Source organism: Bacteroides ovatus (assembly GCF_001314995.1).
GTDB classification, from domain to species: domain Bacteria; phylum Bacteroidota; class Bacteroidia; order Bacteroidales; family Bacteroidaceae; genus Bacteroides; species Bacteroides ovatus.
Genome location: NZ_CP012938.1, coordinates 3,465,950 through 3,484,544, shown reverse-complemented (window position 1 = coordinate 3,484,544; position 18,595 = coordinate 3,465,950). Strand labels below are relative to the sequence as shown.

Here is an 18,595-nt window from a genome sequence, read left to right as displayed (position 1 = left end):
ACGCGACGACCATGAAGAATTTTTATTTCCTTCTTATTAGTTCCCTATTCCTTACCTCCGGGCTTTATGCGGGAGAAACAGATTATACTCAAGGACTTTCCATCTGGTTTGATACTCCGAATACTTTGCAGGGATATGCTGCCTGGTATGGCGGAAGACCGGATTTGTGGAAAGATGAAAATAAACCGGTAACAGCAGGAAGCGGACATAATCTGGATGCCAGTTGGGAGTCACAGTCATTGCCTATTGGTAACGGTAGCCTCGGCGCAAATATTATGGGATCGGTAGAAGCCGAACGTATCACTTTCAATGAAAAAACGCTTTGGCGCGGTGGTCCGAACACAGCGAAAGGTGTGGACTATTATTGGAATGTCAATAAACAATCGGCCCATCTTTTAGATGAAATACGCAAAGCATTTACAGAGGGAGATCAGAAAAAGGCTGAAATGCTAACGCGACAGAACTTCAATAGTGAAGTTTCGTATGAAGCTGACGGAGAAAATCCTTTCCGTTTCGGTAGCTTTACTACAATGGGAGAGTTTTATGTAGAAACCGGACTGAATATGATAGGAATGAGCGATTATAAGCGCATTCTTTCTTTGGATTCGGCTATGGCAGTCGTACAATTCAAAAAGGATCGTGTGGCTTATCAACGCAATTTTTTTATCTCTTACCCCGCCAATGTAATGGTGGTACGTTTCAGCGCGGATCAATCGGGGAAACAAAATCTGGTTTTCAGTTATGCGCCCAATCCCCTGTCTACCGGCAGCATGGTTTCTGATGGAAATAAAGGACTGGTTTACACAGCTTCTTTGGATAATAATGGAATGAAGTATGTTGTGTGCATCCAGGCAGAAACAAAAGGAGGAACACTGTCTAATGCAGATGGAAAGTTGACAGTGAAGGATGCAGACGAAGTTGTATTTTATATCACAGCGGACACTGACTATAAGATTAACTTTGATCCGGATTTCAAAGATCCGAAAACATATATAGGCGTTAATCCCGAAGAAACGACAAAGCAGTGGATGAATAATGCAGTGGCGCAGGGATATACAGCTTTATTCAATCAACATTATAATGATTATGCTACTCTGTTCAACCGGGTTCGGCTGAATCTGAACCCAGCGGTGAAAGGAGTGAATCTGCCTACTTCCCAACGTCTGAAAAATTATCGGAAAGGACAGCCGGATTATTATCTGGGAGAGTTGTATTATCAATTTGGACGTTATCTTCTGATTGCCAGTTCCCGTCCGGGCAATATGCCTGCTAATCTACAGGGGATTTGGCACAATAATGTCGATGGACCGTGGCGTGTGGATTATCATAATAACATCAATATCCAGATGAATTATTGGCCTGCTTGTTCTACCAACTTGAATGAGTGCGTGCTTCCGTTGATTGACTTTATCCGTACACTGGTGAAACCGGGGGAGAAGACTGCACAAGCTTATTTCGGAGCAAGAGGATGGACGGCATCTATCTCCGGCAATATTTTCGGCTTTACCACTCCGTTGGAAAGTCGGGATATGTCGTGGAACTTCAATCCGATGGCAGGTCCCTGGCTGGCTACTCATATATGGGAGTATTACGACTATACAAGAGACTTGAAATTTCTGAAAGAAACCGGCTATGAACTAATTAAGAGTAGTGCGGATTTTGCAGTCGATTACCTGTGGCATAAGCCGGATGGAACCTATACGGCTGCTCCGTCCACTTCGCCCGAGCATGGTCCTATCGATCAGGGAGCTACTTTTGTGCATGCCGTAGTGCGTGAAATTCTGATGGATGCGATTGAAGCAAGCAAAGTGTTGGGTGTAGATAAGAAAGGACGTAAGCAATGGGAGCATGTGCTTGCCAATCTCGTTCCCTATCAAATAGGTCGTTATGGTCAGTTGATGGAATGGTCGGTGGATATTGATGATCCGAAAGATGAACATCGTCATGTGAATCATTTGTTCGGCCTGCATCCGGGACATACTGTTTCTCCCGTCACTACTCCCGAACTGGCGAAAGCTGCTAAAGTGGTATTGGTGCATCGTGGTGATGGTGCTACCGGTTGGAGTATGGGTTGGAAGTTGAATCAGTGGGCGCGTTTGCAGGATGGTAATCATGCTTATACTTTATTCGGCAATTTATTGAAGAACGGAACCATGGATAATTTGTGGGATACGCATCCGCCTTTCCAAATTGATGGGAACTTTGGTGGGACAGCGGGAATCACCGAAATGCTGCTCCAAAGTCACATGGGCTTTATTCAATTATTACCGGCTTTGCCGGATGCATGGAAAGACGGTTCTATCAGTGGTATTTGTGCAAAAGGAAATTTTGAGGTGGATGTGATCTGGGAGAATCATCAATTGAAAGAAGCTGTTGTACGCTCTAATGCAGGAGGCGACTGTGTCATAAAGTATGCGGATCAGACTATCTCCTTTAAAACTGTGAAAGGACGCAGTTATCAGATTGGATATGATGCAACTAAAGGGCTCATTAAAAAATAAACACAAAATGTCGGAAAATTAGAAAGAAAGGATGGTACTGGAGTATTTAAAATTATTCGTGACATTTGCGAAGATTGGAATGTTTACTATTGGTGGCGGTTATGCCATGATTCCGTTGATTGAACGGGAGATTGTTAACAAGCAATGGATGAATAAGGAAGAATTTATGGAGATGTTTGCTTTGACGCAGTCGCTTCCGGGTGTGTTTGCTGTGAATATTTCTATTTTTGTAGGATATAAGTTGTATAAGGTGGGTGGTAGCCTGGTGTGTGCATTGGCTACGATTCTTCCCTCTTTCGTTATCATGATGCTGATAGCCATGTTTTTTGCACAGTTTCAGGATAATGAAGTGATGATTCGTATCTTTAATGGAATACGTCCTGCCGTGGTAGCATTGATTCTGTTTCCTTGCATTTCTGCTGTTAGAGCTTTGAAACTGAAGTATTTTCAGTTGGTTGCTCCTGCCATAGCTACCGTGTTGATCTGGCAGTTCGGCTTATCACCTATTTATATTGTGGTGGCCGGAATTATAGGGGGATTGGTATATACATTATGGTTGAAAGAAAAAATAGCGAATAAACAGGTATGATATATTGGCAATTACTTTGGGTGTATCTTAAAATAGGTATGTTCGGTTTTGGGGGTGGATATGCAATGCTTTCCCTGATTCAACATGAAATAGTGGATCTTCATCATTGGCTGACTCCTCAACAGTTTACGGATGTGGTCGCAATTTCGCAGATGACTCCGGGACCGATTGGCATAAATAGTGCTACTTACGTAGGTTATGCGGTAACACAAAGTGTTTGGGGAGCTGTGTTGGCCACTGTAGCCGTTTGCTTGCCTTCTTTTATTTTGGTGTTGCTCATTTCTTATTTCTTTGCGAAGTGTAAGGATAATAAGTATATTAAAGCGGCTATGTCTGGACTGCTTCCTATGTCGGTCGCGCTGATTGCTTCGGCTGCATTACTTATGATGAATAGAGAGAATTTTATAGACTATAAAAGTATCGGTATTTTCGCAGCCGCCTTTTTGGTTACATGGAAATGGAATCTTCATCCTATTCTGTTGATTTGTCTGGCGGGTGTGGTAGGATTACTGTTGTATTAGTAATACTTATGGGAAAAAGAGGAGGTTGTGTCAAAACGTTGGCACAACCTCTTTTATATTTTACAGTTCTGCTATATTTTCTTTTGGCTATGCTGCTTTTTCCTCATGCATTTGGCAACAAGTTGCTATATTCCAATTATATCGGGTTATAAATAGTCCCATAAACATATATTTGGCAACTGTAATGAGCCCCTTTCCTTCTTTTATCAGTTTAGCACACATTTTTTTGATATTAAAGGCTATAGCAAAGAAAGCAAAGTCCATTGTAACCTTGTCTTCTCCCACATGCCGGAATCTTCTGTATGCCATGTTGTATTTCATTTGTCCAAACACAGCCTCTGGTTCTATACACCTCCTGCCTCTATGCTTGATACCTTCTTCTGAGAGCAACCTTTCCCGTGCCTGCCGTTTGTATTGATTTAATCGGTGGTTGACTTCTATAATACGGTTCCCCCGAGCTTTAAAACAACTGCCACGCAAAGGGCAACCTTCGCATCTTTTTGCTTTATACCGGGCACTTTCGATGATGTATCCGCTCGCTGTCTTGTCACGTTTGGTTCCTATACGGTTCATGTGCTGTCCCATAGGACAAACGTAATAATCCTCTTGGGCATTGTAATGGAGACTTTCGGCATGGAACGGGTTGGGAGTATAACGAGGACGCTGTTCTTTATGGAAGTAATTGTACTTGATGAAGGCTTCTATCCCATTCTCCTGCATGAACCGGTAATTTTCTTCCGAACCGTAACCGGAGTCTGCCACACAGATATTCGGTAAACGGTTATAGCGGTACTGGAAAGAGTGGAAAAAAGGTATGAGGGTCAGTGTATCGGTAGGGTTGGGAAACAGACGGAAGTCTGTGATGAATTGGTTTTCAGTACCTATTTGCAGATTATATCCGGGTTTGGTCTGCCCGTTCTTCATGGCATCTTCTTTCATGCGCATGAATGTGGCACCAGGATCGGTCTTGGAATAGGAGTTACGTTCTCCAAGGGTATCAAGGTGATTGTCGTATTCTATCAGCTTGTCACGATACCCTTCAAGTTCCATGACCTGCTTCTTCTTTTTGCGCAGGGCTTTCTTTTCTTCCTTATCCTTTGTTGCAGGCTGGCGTTCCAGGGCTTCTTTAAGTTCATCCACTATGTCAGAGAGCCTGCAGGGAGTAAACTCCACGGATGTGTCTTTTATAGAGTTCTCCTGTGCAATGGCTTCATCCACCTGTTCCAAGAGAATACGGATTTTATCCATTAGTCTCGTACGGTTCCGTTCGACTGTCTTGCGCCAGACAAAAGTATATTTGTTGGCTTTGGATTCAATCTTGGTGCCGTCGATATACTCCACATCAAGGCTGATGAAACCTTTATCGGCAAGGACAAGAACCAACTGGGTAAATACATTATTTATTTCCTCCTTTACACGGTTACGAAAACGGTTGATCGTGATAAAATCCGGATGCTCATTACCGGCAAGCCAAATATAATGAATGTCACGAAGGAGGTGCTTCTCTATTTTACGGCAAGAATAGATATTATTCATGTAGGCGTAGATTATCACCTTAAGCATCATTTTAGGATGATAAGGACAACGGCCCGTTTCCTTATAAAGCTTCTTGAAACTCTCAAGATTGAGATTGTCAATAACAGCATTCACGATGCGGACCGGGTCGGTCGCAGCTATGTTTTCATCAATTCTTTGTGGAAAAAGAACGGTTTGGTTGGGAATGTAAGGACGAAAATGTAACTTTGCCATAACGAAAAACTTTATACCTAAAGATACGAAAACTTTGGGTAATAACAAAGCCCGGGCTTGAGAAAGTCTGGGCTTTGCGCATAAAAAAAGGCTGTGTCAGCGTTTTGACACAACCTCCTCATACTCATTTATTCCAAGTTACTACTGTAGTCTGAATGATACCGGTACAGTAAATTTCACTCGAACTTTCTTACCATTCTGCACTCCGGGAGTCCATTTCGGCATAGAACTTATCACGCGGATAGCTTCTTTATCCAAATAAGGATCAACCCCTCGCACAACTTCAGGATTGGAAATCGTTCCGTCTTTGTCTACAACAAACTGAACAATGACTTTTCCTTGTGAACCAGTTTCCTGCGAAATCGTTGGATATTTGATATTACTACTTAAATATTTCATTAAAGCAGCTGTACCTCCAATAAACTCCGGCATGACTTCAACACTTACATGAATAACGTCTTCAACTACCGTTTCTGTTTCTACCACTGGGGGTATCCAAATAACATCATGAACTGCATTCATATCCTCTGACACTGTAGAAACGTTATCCGTCACCTCCATATTGTTTTCCACTATTTCGAACAATTCTGTTACCTTAGTTTCGGGAGGAGGAGGCGGTTCCAGTTTCTCTTCAGGGAATGTGATTGGAACTAGCTCTGTTACAAAGATGGATTCATCATCTGGCGATAGTGCTGCAATCCTGACATCATGTTGTGTCCATTCGAACGAAACGAACATGAAGGCTAGCGCAACAACCAAACCCATCAACAACCAAGAACCCCGTTGATTCTCAATTGCAGCCTTTTTTGATTTCTTGGCTTCCATAAAAAATGTGTTTAAGTAATTAATAATAGAAAATATATAGTATATATACTACTTTTCGTTTTTCCTCTTAAGCATTACTTAAAGTGCTCTCTCGCTGCAATAAATATAATCTTTTTATGGATAGGTTGTTACGACGTCTCTTGTTTATTTTATTCTTTTCTCTTCTTTTGGATAAAATTTATGAATAATTCGGCTCCAGTGAGTTTAGTATGAGTAAACGTTTCTATACCACTATTTTTCATATCTCAATATTGAACATAAATTGTACTAAGACCAGTATGACCGGACGCCTGCAATGAATCTCCAGAATAGGTCAGATGCATAGAGATTCCGTTATAATCAATTTTCACCGGATAAGACACCTGCTGCCGGTCTATTGGAATGAGTACATCGAGTATACCTTCATCGTTCGTTTTCACTTTCAGAAAGCCAAAGTCGAATGTTACACCTATGAGTTGCTTTTCCGTTTCATTATCTACAATACAGTATCGAATATGCCCAAACGTTTCAGGATTCCGTTGAATAGGCAATGCTATCTTTGAAGTAATAGATACGATTGTGTCCAACACATAGCAACCATAAGCCTTTGCAACAATTCTCATATTCTGTCCTTTATACTTTCCCGGAATGTTGGGAAACAAAACAGCATTATCCAAATCTTTTAGAACCACTGTGCGTAGATCATTTTCACCTAGAAACAGATACAGACTGTCTGTTTCATCGGCACTAAGTGGGAGAGCCTTGCAAGGTGTTTGTGATAATTGCACTGCTAAATCGAAAGGACGTGAATGAATTGCGTTCACTGCCAGTCCGATGATAATGGAAAGGACAACAATCATCAAAGCGACCAGCTTAACGAGAAAATGCTTTCGACGGTTCCATAATACGCCAAAGTCCACATCAAGCATTCTTGCCACAAGACGGATAAATGCTTGATGGAAACGTATCGCATGGAATCTTGAATTTTCCGCCTGCACATCAATCCCCAAAAGTTCCAATCCGCCTAACGTCAGTTGAGCATGAAAACATTCCCGATCTTTGGAATGAGGAATACCGTCAATGATAAAAGGTATAATCTCTCTTTCGCGTCCCTTCGAGCGGAAGTAGGCAATCTCCTCCCCTACATATTTCGATTGTGCCGAATTCGGCGAACAAATGACAATCAGATATTTCGATTCGTCCAATTTATGATGCAGTTCGTCACTAAGTACACCACTCGTCAGTTCATCAGCATCACGAAAGACTTTAAACCGTTTAGGTGCCTCCGGCTTCATTTTCTGAATCATTGTCGGCAAATTGTACGATTCTAATAAAAACTGTAATCGCTTCGCCGCCTTAATGTCCGTATGACGATAGCTAATAAAAGCAAAAAAATTGTGTGCCATTTTTCCTCTTTCTTATATAGGACCAACATTTATTACTGTACAAAGGATTGCTTGGCCTGAAGAGAAGTAACATATTTAATCCATTCCAAAGTCTCCTTCGTCGAATTATCTTCTTCACCCAAAGTGCTCCTGTATATAGCTAACGCTTTTTCGAGGAACATCAATGCTTTAGAATTATTACCTAAAAATGCATACATCATCCCTATATTGCCATAGCATCCAGCTACATCAAGATAATTTTTGTCATAAACAGGTAACCAGATTTTCAATGCTTTTTCAAAATATATCAAGGCTTCAGGATACTCTTTTTGATAAAAGTACATTTTCCCAATCCTATTATAACTGGCAGCTATAGTCGGATTATTCTCTCCGTAAACAGATAATTCAACATTCAAAGCCTCTTTAAAACACTCCAAAGCTTTAGAATAGTCACCTTTCTCATAATATATTTCACCCGCACCATTATAGAAGGTAATTTGATCACTGATCTGTTGAGTCTGACGCTTAGTAGCATCACTTATCAGCTGTAATGTTTGCCGAATGGAACAATCATTTTCGTCTAATATTTTTCGATCGATTGCCAATGATTTCTCTAAAAACAGCAACGACTTTGCATAATATTTTCGATTATAATATATCACTCCTATATTATAATAGGCTGATGCAGCCAAAGGGAGATTCACACCATTGACTAACAATCCTTCCAAAGCTTTTTCATTATATTCCAGAGCCTTATCGTAGTTTTTTTGAGAATAATATACCTGTCCTATATTATAATATTGGGTAGCTACTTGAGGATGGTCCTCTCTATATAATGATAAGTCTATTTTCAAGCTTTTTTCATAATATTCCAAGGCTTTGCTTTTATTTCCCTGGTCAGAATATAGATTTCCTATATTATTATAAGTGGTAGAGACGTCAGGTGATATTTCTCCATAAGACAATTGGATTTCTAAAGCCTTTTTATAATATGTCAAGGCGTTGACATAGTCACCCTGATCCTGATATATCCCTCCTATATTACTGTAACAGACAGCTACACCAAGATCATTCTCGCCATTAACAGACAAGCTGATATTCAAGGCTTTCTCATAATACTCTTTAGCTCTGGAAATATCACCTTGTACTTGATATATCCCTCCCATATTATTATAATAGACAGCTACCCCAGAATCATTCTCCCCATAAACAGACAACCTGATATTCAAAGCTTTCTCATAATATTCTTTGGCTTTGGAAATATCGCCTTGTACTTGATATATCCCTCCCATATTATTATAACTATCAGCTTTGTCCAAATCATTTTTTGCAATGCCCAATGCGGATAAAAAATAATTCATAGCCCGACTGTAATCAGCCATGTATTGATCTTCAAACATTCCTGCAGTATTCAAATATTTGCAATTTGTTGGAGCTGCTTTCGTGAGAATCTCATAATAATGCGAAACCGAATCATTCAAATGCTGCATCTTGAATGATTCGATAGCAGTCTCCATTTTCCCAAACCATTGACTGCGTTGTTGTATCAATCGTTGTTGTTCTGACAGTCCTCTAGCTAATTCAAGCTTGGCTTGTTCTACTTTTGCATCCGCATTCCGTTGCTGTTGTTCAATCACCTTCCAGGCTTCCTCGGCTCCACCAGGCATAGACTCGCGTATCAAGTCGTTAAGTGCCTTCCATTCTCCGTTTTTTTTCAGTTCATAGATTTTCAGTTCCAAAGAGTCCAAGCTCTGATAATCGGTCAATGCCAGCTCTTCAGCTAATTCCTTGATAACCTCATCTATCTTATCCTCATTGTTGATGTAGTCAAGATAAAGTTTGCGGATGCTGTCACACTCCACTTTCAGACGTGCATAATGCACATCCGACTCGTTCAATTCTCCAAGACGCTTATTCAGTTCATTGCGTAGTTTACGTAAAGATAACGACTGCTCTTCATACTTTTCTTTCAGTAATTCATATTGCTTCTTATACTCCGTCTCCTTTTCTTCTGGTGTTATCAACGAGACTTCCAAGTCATTGGCAGATACAAATAGTCGTTTACCTTTCGATGGCGAAGCCAACATATACTTGGAACCTTGTGGCATACGCACGGCTGTCAGTGTATAACTACCGGCCTTATCCGTGACCTTCACCTCCAACGAAAATCGTCCGTTCTTATCGCTTGCCTTATTAGCTTGCCCCGACACAACAACTTGTACACCCTGCACCGGAATGAAAGGATCTGAAACCGAACGGGTTATCTTACGGACTACCCCCTTCTGGGTATGAACCTGTGCTGTAACTCCCAATACCATGAAGACGGCAAAAAGGAATACTGTTATCAAACGTAATCTACTCATGTCATTTTCATTAAAACTATAGAATTATCTATAATCTTACCCTTATTATTTTTATAGTCCTTTCTACAACGCCTTTCCACATTCCGAACAGAATTTCGCACCTTTGATATTCCGATGCCCGCAGTTCGTACAAAACACCATCCCGCCAGTATTTGAAGCCGAGATTGTAGAAGAACTTTGATTTCTTATCATCACTTCAGCTATTTCGAGTGCCTTATCATCAAGCTTGGACTGTTGCACCATCCCCCAAATTTGCGTGATAAGTACCGGCCAGAAGAATAGCATAGAAATGATAGTAGGAATAGCTTGTTGCCCAAAAATCCCTATCCCAGCTTCAAACGCTATTGCATTGTCTTTAGGTATCAAGCTGACTTTTAATGCAGACTTCAAACCAAGTACGGCTTTAAACAAATTACCTTTGGATATAGAAATATCAACACCACCACTTAATAAATTATCTATCTGTACCTCAAACTGTTCTGCCATAAATTCTGTTCTTATCTGTTCGGCAATGGCAGGAATCAAGGAAGGATTACCCGGAAGTATTTTTTTTGTTGCAAATGTTCCCATAATTCTATTTTTTAAAAGTGTAATGACTGTAATGCATGATATTGGCTCGTTGTAAATAACACACCGGTTTCAACAAGCAATTCCTTAATCTCACGCTGTTGTTCTTCCGTATAGTTCTTTTCCATAGACTTCAATATAGAAATAATTCTTTCAGACTGTTCCTTGACCTCCTGTTCAGTAACTATACCATCTTCCATAATCTTCTTGAATGTGGGCTGGTTCATGACCGCCTCATCTAAATTCAACATTCCTTGTTCATTAAAAAACATAAGCTATTATATTTAAAGTTTATTTCCACAATGTTTGCAATAAGTCCAGCCATCCGCTATCGGTTGCTTGCAATTCAGGCATATCTTGCCTGATTTCTCTGTCGAAAGATGATCGACGATAGTCTTATATTGGGAACTTTTCCCCCATTTCAAGATCTCCTTAACCCGCACGGCCGAAAACGGATGATTCTGATTCATTATAGCTGCGACTTGCAATGTCTTATTCCATAATCCGTCATTACGGATAGCTTCATATTGGTCTGCCTGCTTAGCCCACTCCACCAGATCGATATTCTTTGTTATAGAAGACGGACCTCCAGATAGACGAGCCATCGTGCTTGCCACTATGGCTGGAGTAGTCACAATACTGGCAGCTCTGTCACAAGACAACTCACTTTTACGTTCCCAATACAAAATCGCATATTGGATGGGGACTCCCAAACTTCCCAAAACGCCAAGTGAATCCAAACCATCCATCACATAATGAGCTATGGAATGATATAAGACATGATGACAAAGAATATGCCCGCATTCATGGGCAATCACTGCATCCAGTTCCTCTTCTGTCATCATATCAACCAAGCCGGAAGTGATAGTTATAAAAATCTTTGTATCGCCAAAGGTCCATGCGTTAGGATTAGGGTCCATAGAGAGATAGAATTCCGGTTGTTCAATCCCCAACTTCTTACAAATCGGTGGCAGACGATTATACAATTTAGGCAATTGATTCGGTGATAAACGAATTGCAGATGCCATATTAACGCCATATTGCAGTTGTTCCAATCCCATTGACATCAATTTTTTCACTAGGGTCGGGAATCCGGGAATACTTTCCAGCTGCCTCAATGCAGCTGCATCCTCCGGATGAATAAAATCTGTTGCTTTAATCATGGTTATCAATATTAATATCTATTGTTTTTATGACCTTCATTACAAAACACATCAAGTTCAGTCTTTTCATATCACTGGTATACGCAACAAACTCCTCGTAAGCACCACAGGTTAAAATCCTGATATACAATAAACCGGAAACATAAAAAGAATTATGCGAATAAATTCTTCATTTATCTGACAAAATAAGAAAGCAGCACGATAATCAGTATTAGCTTTTAACAGATACAAATATCATGCTGCTAAAATGTTGTCCTTGTGCAGTCCTTTCATTGGCGATTTCAGAGACCTGGACAAACATATTCTCCATATTCTAGTTCACCGCATCATCGTTACAAGTCTCAAATATAACGAATAATATAGCAGGCAAAAAATTACAAAAGTCCCAATCATGTCTAAACAGACCAAAAACAGAACTATTGATGCGAAAAACATGTCTATCATGACATTTTTTATTTTGCAAATCACAACAACAAAAAGATAGCATTCATTACAAATACACTATTTATATCTTTCATCTTTCACCGAAAGTCATAAATCCTTTTGTTCATCGCACTTTCAAACCATTGACAGTTCTTTTTCAATCTATCACCCAATCTTTCATCTTTCACCACTTATCACATTCAAAGGAACAGCTATTTCTTTCCTGAACTATTAATAGATAAGTTCCTTTCCATTAAATATAAACTTCCTTTTCATTAATAGAAAACTTATTCCTCACCTGATTCAAACTATAAATGCAAGTTCCGTTTTTATAAATGAAACTTGCGTTTATAAAAACAGAACTTGCATTTATATAATCAAAGCTTTCATTTATAGATTGCAAACAGTCAAAAGGAACTTCTCTATTAGACGAAAGAAACTTTGCATAGGAAAGAAAGGAAGTTTTCTATTAATAGCCAATGCAAGAGATAGTACATAAGAAGATTCCAATAAAGAGAAGATGATATATTTGGAGAGTCCGATAATAAAGCATACCTTTACTCGCCTTTTAAAGAAAGAAACATAAACAATAAACACATCTATCATGAAACTTACTTTGATGCGAGACAACGGAGAGACGACAACCATGCGAACGTTGGACATCAACACACAAATTGAAACGATGAAGCATGAAACGAAAGCCCAGCCAGTCAGCAACCTACGCACGAGCATCCGTTACGCATCACCGGACAGCAAACTGGACGACGTCAAGAAATTGACCAAAGTTGTCCCGGCTGCCACTTTTCGTAAAACAGTCAATGGTATACAAATGACCGGATATAACGGCATTATACAAATAGAAGTGAATCATCTCGCCAACCGGATGGAAGTAAACCGGGTGAAGCAGGAAGCGGCTGAACTTTCACATACATTCGCAGCCTTTATGGGTTCTGGAGGACATTCCGTGAAAATATGGATACGATTCACACGTCCCGACAAGTCACTTCCTCAAAAACGGGAAGAAGCGGAAATATTTCAGGCAAATGCCTACAGAAAAGCAGTCAGCCTATACCAGCCCGCCCTTTCCTATGCTATCGAACTGAAGAATCCTGCCCTGGAACAGTTCTGCCGACAGACTTATGACCCGGAACTTTATTACAACCCTGAATCTACCGTGATTTATATGCGGCAGCCATTGGAGATGCCTTCGGAAACAACTTACAAGGAAGCTGTGCAAGCAGAAGCATCTCCATTCAAACGGTTGATTCCGGGATATGACAGCTTCGACACATTATCCGCTCTCTTCGAAGCTGCTTTATACAAGGCATATCAATCACTAAGCGAATTACAGCCAAGAATCCATATTCATTCCGATGAAGACCTGAAGCCTTTGCTGGTTCAGGTAGCGAAGAACTGTTTTCAGGCAGGAATACCGGAAGAAGAAACGATCCGTTGGTCTACCGCTCATTTCTATACCAAGAATAAAGAATTCCTGATCCGGCAAACCATACAGAATGTATATACGTGCGAAAAAGGTTTCGGAAAGAAATCTCCCTTATCAGCAGAACAGGAACTGGAGTTTCGGACGGAAGAATTCATGCAACGCCGATATGAATTTCGCTACAATACAATGACGACAGTTGCGGAATACCGCGAACGAAACACGTTTTGTTTCTGTTTCCGCCCCATCAGTAACCGCATACGGAACAGCATCGCAATGAACGCACGCCTGGAAGGGCTTAACTTATGGGACAGAGACGTCATCCGGTATCTGGACTCCGACCGTATCCCTATTTTTAATCCTATTGAAGATTTCCTTTTCGGGTTGGACATCCGTTGGGACGGGCGTGACCGGATTCGGGAACTGGCAACCCGGGTTCCTTGCAACAATACCCACTGGCCTGACTTGTTTTACCGCTGGTTTCTGAATATGGTAGCCCACTGGCGTCAGACAGACCGGAAATACGCCAATTGTACTGTACCATTACTGGTCGGTCCACAGGCATACCGAAAATCCACCTTTTGCCGAAGTCTGCTTCCACCTGAATTACAGGCTTATTATACCGACCGCATTGATTTCAGCAATAAGCGGGATGCCGAACTTTCTCTAAATAGATTCGCACTCATCAATATGGATGAATTTGACCAGAACCGAGTGAGCCAGCAGGCATTTCTGAAACATATTCTTCAAAAACCGGTTGTCAACGTCCGGCGTCCGCATGGCACCGCTACTCAAGAGATGCGCCGATATGCATCTTTCATTGGGACAAGCAATCACAAGGACCTACTGACTGATACTTCCGGCAGCCGACGCTATATCGTAATTAATGTGACCGGCCCCATCGATTGCTCCCCCATTGATTATGAGCAGCTTTATGCACAAGCCATGCACGACTTATATAGAGGAGAGCGATATTGGTTCAACACGGAAGATGAGCATGTCATGACGGAGAATAATCAGGAATTTCAAGTCATGCCGGTTGCCGAACAGTTGTTTCACGAATATTTCCGAGGGGCAAAAGAAGGAGAAGAATGCGAGCAACTCCTTGCTATTGAAATACTGCAACAGTTACAACATGACAGCAAGATTCATGTATCTATCTGCAGTATTGTCCAGTTCGGAAGAATATTGCAAAAGAACAAAATACCTTCTTTGCATACGAAACGCGGTAATTTCTACAAAGTAATACGAATCAAGCCGGGAAGAGGATAAGTTTGCAATAAAAAATATCCGGTGAAAGATGACAGATCGGTGACAGATCATTTTACATCTATCACCAACGTACAACTACCATAGACAGGGAGTTTCAGTAGAAGGTGAAAGATTGAAAGATAAAAGCATGAAGAAAAGCTTTAGTGGAGGGAGTATAGATATAAGACGAAACATCATCTAACAAATTTTCGTTCTACTTAAATTGAAAAATAGACTCATTTAAATGGAGCCTGCATTCAACTTTAGTAGAACGAAAATGGTCATGTAGATTAAATAAATTATTTATGAAAGAACCGAAAATAAGCATAGCGTCATAACAGATTGTCTTTTACGATTCTCTATTTGACAGGTTTAGATTAAACGAATAGTACTTATTTTGCTTTTTTCTTTTTCTTCGCGTTATCCTTCTTACGCATATCCTGGTATTTCTTATATTGTTCATCGGTCAGAATGCTTTTTATTTTAGCATCTATTTCCTGCCTTTTCTTTTGCATTTCTTCCCGCGTAGGTCTTTCATTCGATTTATTTTTCGCAGGTCTCATTTCTTCCATGGCAGCTTTGAAATCTTTGGCCTGCTTTTCATTCAAGCCCAGATCGGCAACAATCTGTTCCATACGTTTCTCTCTATCAGCCTTTCCATTCTGACGATTTTGAGCCATACATACAGTTGAGCCAATCAATAACGCAACTGCCAAACTTAAAATTTGCTTTCTCATCATTTTAATTCTCATATTAAATAAGTTATGTATGTTAGACCTCACAAATGGGTGAAAGTTAATTCGATGATGAGGCTAAAATTGTTTTTTCACATTATTTATCAAAGGGCAACTAGTATCACATCGAAAAACGAATAAACGTTTTCTTATCCGGTAAAAAAACAGCAGCATCCAGTTTATCGGTTTAGAAATATTATTTCTATATTTGCAGGAAACAGATCAAAACTTGATATACCCTATGCAAACCTATTACAAAACCGATTAATAATTAAAACGATGAGAACACTTTTTTTTATTCTGCCATTTATCTTTATCACTACAGGATGTATTAAACAGAATACAGAAAAAAGTGATATTTTGACAACAGAGGATATAGCCAAATTTGACAGTTTATTTAATGCCTGGGAAAAAGAAATACACAACAATCCCAAAGCACAATTAAGTTCAAGTACCCGTGCTTACACCATTTTACCCCAATTCAAAGAGCTAAAAGCTATGGGTAAGAAAATTATCCCATGTATCATAGAACAGTTTGAAAAGGGCAATAACACTTTTTTTGCTTTACCTCTTTATGACGAATTACAAGATAATGACAGCCTAAAATCTCACAGAGAAACAAGCGAACAAGATAAAGTGAGCGAGATTGTGCAGAAATTCAGAGAACAGGAAAAAAGAAAGATGTGGGAAGAAGCTAATAGCTACAAGACGTCTATAACCGACACTACTTTCCTGAAGACAAGAGGGACGATGTCGTATGCTGCAATAGATTTATTCACGGGACGAGGTTTCAATAAAGATTACGCATTTAATCAGGTTGTCTATTCGAAAGCCTTACAAAGAGCCCAGAAACATCTGTCTGTCGTAAATGGTCAGTTGGCATGCGACTTAAAGTCAGGTACAGAAATATATATTTCCGAAGATTTATACCTATTTATCACCGGTCTTTTTAAGGATTGGAATACGTGGCTGGAATCGGGAAAATATGAGATAATAAAAGACGAACAAGGGCTTTATACAGTGTTACCTAAGAAAACCAACCAATCATCGCAAACGAACTCCGTCATATTGCGACCTATTCCCCGTGACATTCCGACTGGAGAGAACATAAGTCCCGCTTCGCTTTCTATAGAAACAGAACACGATCATTATCCGCTATCAACTACAGAAGTAAAAATAACCATCACCAACCACTCTCACTATGAATACGAGTGCGGAGAAAAGTACAGCCTTGCTTACTATAACAAAAGTAAACGGCAATGGGAAACATTGCCGACCGATCCTGTCGTTAATGATATACTGTGGATTTTCCCACCGGAGCACCCCAGTCACCAACAGACAATCAAACTCTATACATCAGAATCCCCCAACCATCCAGGGAAATACCGTATCTACAAATCATTCAACAGAGGCACCAAAGTGGCTTATGGAGAATTTGAATTACTACCTTAATGTGAATTTCCAACAACAAGCACACTCCAGATCAGTAACATTCGGATAACAGCTAATCATTTCAGTAACGATTCTTTCGTCTATGACGCGTGCAAATCCATCATGCCCGAATTTCGGTATGACCAACGAGTTACGAGGAGTAGAAAAAAAAAACGGAGAGAGTTTTTCAACTTTCTCCGTTTCAGTACCCAGACCCGGGGTCGAACCGGGATGGAAGTGAATCCACTGGTGTTTGAGACCAGCGCGTCTACCGATTCCGCCATCTGGGCGCATACTTGATTTCTCAATTGCGGTGCAAAGATACGACATTATTTTGAATCCACAATAGTTTGGCAAAAAAAAGGAGAAAAAAATAATAAAACATATCTTAAACACTTCTCTATTCAGAGAATAAACCGTACATTAGCAGAAACTTTAAAATAGAGTCACTATCATGACAAACCAGGATAATTATTGCGTGATTATGGGTGGCGGCATTGGAAGCCGCTTCTGGCCGTTTAGCCGCAAAACATTGCCCAAACAATTCTTAGATTTCTTCGGAACGGGGCGTTCACTTTTACAGCAAACTTTTGACCGGTTCCAAAAGGTTATTCCAACAGAAAACATTTTCATCGTTACCAATGCAATGTATGCAGACTTAGTGAAGGAACAATTACCTGAAGTGAGCGAAAACCAAATTCTGCTGGAACCTGCAAGACGAAACACTGCTCCATGTATAGCATGGGCTTCTTACCACATCCGGGCACTGAATCCAAACGCCAATATCGTAGTTGCACCTTCAGACCATTTAATTTTAAAAGAGGATGAGTTTCTTGCCGCTATCGAAAAAGGACTTGATTTTGTTTCACGCTCTGAAAAACTACTAACATTAGGTATTAAACCCAATCGTCCGGAAACAGGATATGGATATATACAAATAGATGAACCCGCAGGAGGAAACTTCTATAAAGTAAAAACATTCACTGAAAAACCTGAATTAGAATTAGCTAAAGTATTCGTAGAAAGCGGAGAATTTTACTGGAATTCCGGCCTGTTTATGTGGAATGTAAATACAATCATCAAAGCAAGTGAAGACTTGTTGCCTGAATTAGCTTCCAAACTGGCACCGGGAAAAGATATTTATGCCACCGATAAGGAAAAAGCATTTATTGAAGAAAATTTCCCCGCATGTCCTAATGTATCCATCGACTTCGGTATTATGGAAAAAGCGGATAACGTGTATGTATCGTTAGGAGATTTTGGCTGGTCTGACCTTGGAACCTGGGGATCACTTTATGACTTATCGGAAAGAGACCCGGAAGGCAATGTTACTCTGAAATGCCATTCGCTTATTTATAATAGTAAAGATAATATGGTAGTACTTCCCAAAGGAAAACTGGCCGTAATTGATGGATTGGAAGGATTTCTAATAGCAGAATCCGACAATGTTCTTTTAATCTGCCGCAAAGATGAAGAACATGCCATCCGTAAATATGTGAATGATGCCCAAATGCAACTGGGTGACGATTTCATTTAGCAGCGTATAATACTTAGCTGCTACAACAAAAGCCGGATAAGACAATAATATAAATAATGAACGGTGAACTCTCTGCAAACAATCATGCAGTTCGTTCACCGTTCATCGTTTATTATATCGAAAAACTTTGTGTGTC

The 18,595-nt window shown here is 40.2% G+C and carries 15 protein-coding genes and 1 tRNA gene; 6 read left to right on the top strand and 10 right to left on the bottom strand.

Annotated elements, in window-relative coordinates; all coding sequences use genetic code 11:
- Window positions 1–11 precede the first annotated feature (11 nt).
- From Bovatus_RS13855 to Bovatus_RS13845, 3 genes are read left to right on the top strand one after another with little or no spacing between them, the layout of a single operon-like run.
- Window positions 12–2,501 (top strand): glycosyl hydrolase family 95 catalytic domain-containing protein, encoded by a 2,490-nt coding sequence (locus Bovatus_RS13855; protein ID WP_004296412.1) that lies wholly within the window; start codon window positions 12–14, stop codon window positions 2,499–2,501.
- A 31-nt stretch (window positions 2,502–2,532) separates the two neighbouring features.
- Window positions 2,533–3,090 (top strand): chromate transporter, encoded by a 558-nt coding sequence (locus tag Bovatus_RS13850; protein WP_004296411.1) that lies wholly within the window; start codon window positions 2,533–2,535, stop codon window positions 3,088–3,090.
- The gene (locus Bovatus_RS13845) at window positions 3,087–3,611 is read left to right on the top strand and encodes a chromate transporter (protein ID WP_004296410.1); all 525 of its coding nucleotides are present in this window, start codon (window positions 3,087–3,089) and stop codon (window positions 3,609–3,611) included. Before Bovatus_RS13850 ends, Bovatus_RS13845 begins: the two co-directional genes overlap by 4 nt.
- Before the next feature lie 87 nt (window positions 3,612–3,698).
- Here Bovatus_RS13845 and Bovatus_RS13840 read toward each other — a convergent pair whose 3' ends face one another.
- The 7 genes from Bovatus_RS13840 to Bovatus_RS13810 form a co-directional block, all read right to left on the bottom strand.
- Window positions 3,699–5,360, bottom strand: a complete 1,662-nt coding sequence (locus Bovatus_RS13840; protein ID WP_004296258.1) for an IS1182-like element ISBf3 family transposase — start codon at window positions 5,358–5,360, stop codon at window positions 3,699–3,701.
- A gap of 141 nt (window positions 5,361–5,501) precedes the next feature.
- Window positions 5,502–6,185, bottom strand: a complete 684-nt coding sequence (locus Bovatus_RS13835) for an energy transducer TonB (protein ID WP_004323130.1) — start codon at window positions 6,183–6,185, stop codon at window positions 5,502–5,504.
- Window positions 6,186–6,430: 245 nt separating this feature from the next.
- Entirely contained in the window at window positions 6,431–7,570 is a 1,140-nt protein-coding gene (locus tag Bovatus_RS13830; RefSeq protein ID WP_004296408.1) for a toll/interleukin-1 receptor domain-containing protein, read from the bottom strand.
- Between the two features lie 32 nt (window positions 7,571–7,602).
- On the bottom strand, window positions 7,603–9,912 hold the full coding sequence (locus Bovatus_RS13825) for a tetratricopeptide repeat protein (protein WP_052587836.1): 2,310 nt from the start codon (window positions 9,910–9,912) through the stop codon (window positions 7,603–7,605).
- Between the two features lie 63 nt (window positions 9,913–9,975).
- Complete coding sequence (locus tag Bovatus_RS13820; RefSeq protein ID WP_004296406.1) at window positions 9,976–10,482, bottom strand: zinc ribbon domain-containing protein; 507 nt, start codon at window positions 10,480–10,482, stop codon at window positions 9,976–9,978.
- 11 nt (window positions 10,483–10,493) lie between these two features.
- The gene (locus Bovatus_RS13815; RefSeq protein ID WP_224440841.1) at window positions 10,494–10,730 is read right to left on the bottom strand and encodes a hypothetical protein; all 237 of its coding nucleotides are present in this window, start codon (window positions 10,728–10,730) and stop codon (window positions 10,494–10,496) included.
- Window positions 10,731–10,763: 33 nt separating this feature from the next.
- On the bottom strand, window positions 10,764–11,642 hold the full coding sequence (locus Bovatus_RS13810; protein ID WP_004296404.1) for a M48 family metallopeptidase: 879 nt from the start codon (window positions 11,640–11,642) through the stop codon (window positions 10,764–10,766).
- 1,027 nt (window positions 11,643–12,669) lie between these two features.
- On the opposite strand from Bovatus_RS13810, the gene Bovatus_RS13805 reads away from it, so the two are divergent.
- Window positions 12,670–14,778: a BT4734/BF3469 family protein gene (locus Bovatus_RS13805; protein WP_004296401.1), complete on the top strand. Its 2,109-nt coding sequence runs from the start codon at window positions 12,670–12,672 to the stop codon at window positions 14,776–14,778.
- Between the two features lie 371 nt (window positions 14,779–15,149).
- On the opposite strand, the gene Bovatus_RS13800 is transcribed toward Bovatus_RS13805, so the two are convergent.
- Complete coding sequence (locus Bovatus_RS13800; protein ID WP_008776923.1) at window positions 15,150–15,494, bottom strand: hypothetical protein; 345 nt, start codon at window positions 15,492–15,494, stop codon at window positions 15,150–15,152.
- A gap of 276 nt (window positions 15,495–15,770) precedes the next feature.
- Between Bovatus_RS13800 and Bovatus_RS13795 the strand changes: the two genes are divergently transcribed.
- Window positions 15,771–16,943, top strand: a complete 1,173-nt coding sequence (locus tag Bovatus_RS13795; protein WP_004296399.1) for an immunoglobulin-like domain-containing protein — start codon at window positions 15,771–15,773, stop codon at window positions 16,941–16,943.
- Here the strand turns inward: Bovatus_RS13795 and Bovatus_RS25690 are convergent.
- Both Bovatus_RS25690 and Bovatus_RS13790 read right to left on the bottom strand, forming a co-directional pair.
- Window positions 16,935–17,003, bottom strand: a complete 69-nt coding sequence (locus tag Bovatus_RS25690; RefSeq protein ID WP_229086025.1) for a hypothetical protein — start codon at window positions 17,001–17,003, stop codon at window positions 16,935–16,937. The two genes, Bovatus_RS13795 and Bovatus_RS25690, sit on opposite strands and share 9 nt — an antisense overlap.
- A gap of 125 nt (window positions 17,004–17,128) precedes the next feature.
- A tRNA-Leu gene (locus Bovatus_RS13790) sits at window positions 17,129–17,212 on the bottom strand.
- A gap of 164 nt (window positions 17,213–17,376) precedes the next feature.
- Between Bovatus_RS13790 and Bovatus_RS13785 the strand changes: the two genes are divergently transcribed.
- On the top strand, window positions 17,377–18,459 hold the full coding sequence (locus tag Bovatus_RS13785) for a mannose-1-phosphate guanylyltransferase (protein WP_004296398.1): 1,083 nt from the start codon (window positions 17,377–17,379) through the stop codon (window positions 18,457–18,459).
- Window positions 18,460–18,595 lie beyond the last annotated feature (136 nt).

Bases quoted from the DNA above. Each gene is read 5' to 3' on its own strand.
- Bovatus_RS13855 (WP_004296412.1), top strand. From the start codon at position 12: ATGAAGAATTTTTATTTCCTTCTTATTAGTTCCCTATTCCTTACCTCC.
- Bovatus_RS13850 (WP_004296411.1), top strand. From the start codon at position 2,533: ATGGTACTGGAGTATTTAAAATTATTCGTGACATTTGCGAAGATTGGA.
- Bovatus_RS13845 (WP_004296410.1), top strand. From the start codon at position 3,087: ATGATATATTGGCAATTACTTTGGGTGTATCTTAAAATAGGTATGTTC.
- Bovatus_RS13840 (WP_004296258.1), bottom strand. From the start codon at position 5,360: ATGGCAAAGTTACATTTTCGTCCTTACATTCCCAACCAAACCGTTCTT.
- Bovatus_RS13835 (WP_004323130.1), bottom strand. From the start codon at position 6,185: ATGGAAGCCAAGAAATCAAAAAAGGCTGCAATTGAGAATCAACGGGGT.
- Bovatus_RS13830 (WP_004296408.1), bottom strand. From the start codon at position 7,570: ATGGCACACAATTTTTTTGCTTTTATTAGCTATCGTCATACGGACATT.
- Bovatus_RS13825 (WP_052587836.1), bottom strand. From the start codon at position 9,912: ATGAGTAGATTACGTTTGATAACAGTATTCCTTTTTGCCGTCTTCATG.
- Bovatus_RS13820 (WP_004296406.1), bottom strand. From the start codon at position 10,482: ATGGGAACATTTGCAACAAAAAAAATACTTCCGGGTAATCCTTCCTTG.
- Bovatus_RS13815 (WP_224440841.1), bottom strand. From the start codon at position 10,730: ATGTTGAATTTAGATGAGGCGGTCATGAACCAGCCCACATTCAAGAAG.
- Bovatus_RS13810 (WP_004296404.1), bottom strand. From the start codon at position 11,642: ATGATTAAAGCAACAGATTTTATTCATCCGGAGGATGCAGCTGCATTG.
- Bovatus_RS13805 (WP_004296401.1), top strand. From the start codon at position 12,670: ATGAAACTTACTTTGATGCGAGACAACGGAGAGACGACAACCATGCGA.
- Bovatus_RS13800 (WP_008776923.1), bottom strand. From the start codon at position 15,494: ATGAGAAAGCAAATTTTAAGTTTGGCAGTTGCGTTATTGATTGGCTCA.
- Bovatus_RS13795 (WP_004296399.1), top strand. From the start codon at position 15,771: ATGAGAACACTTTTTTTTATTCTGCCATTTATCTTTATCACTACAGGA.
- Bovatus_RS13785 (WP_004296398.1), top strand. From the start codon at position 17,377: ATGACAAACCAGGATAATTATTGCGTGATTATGGGTGGCGGCATTGGA.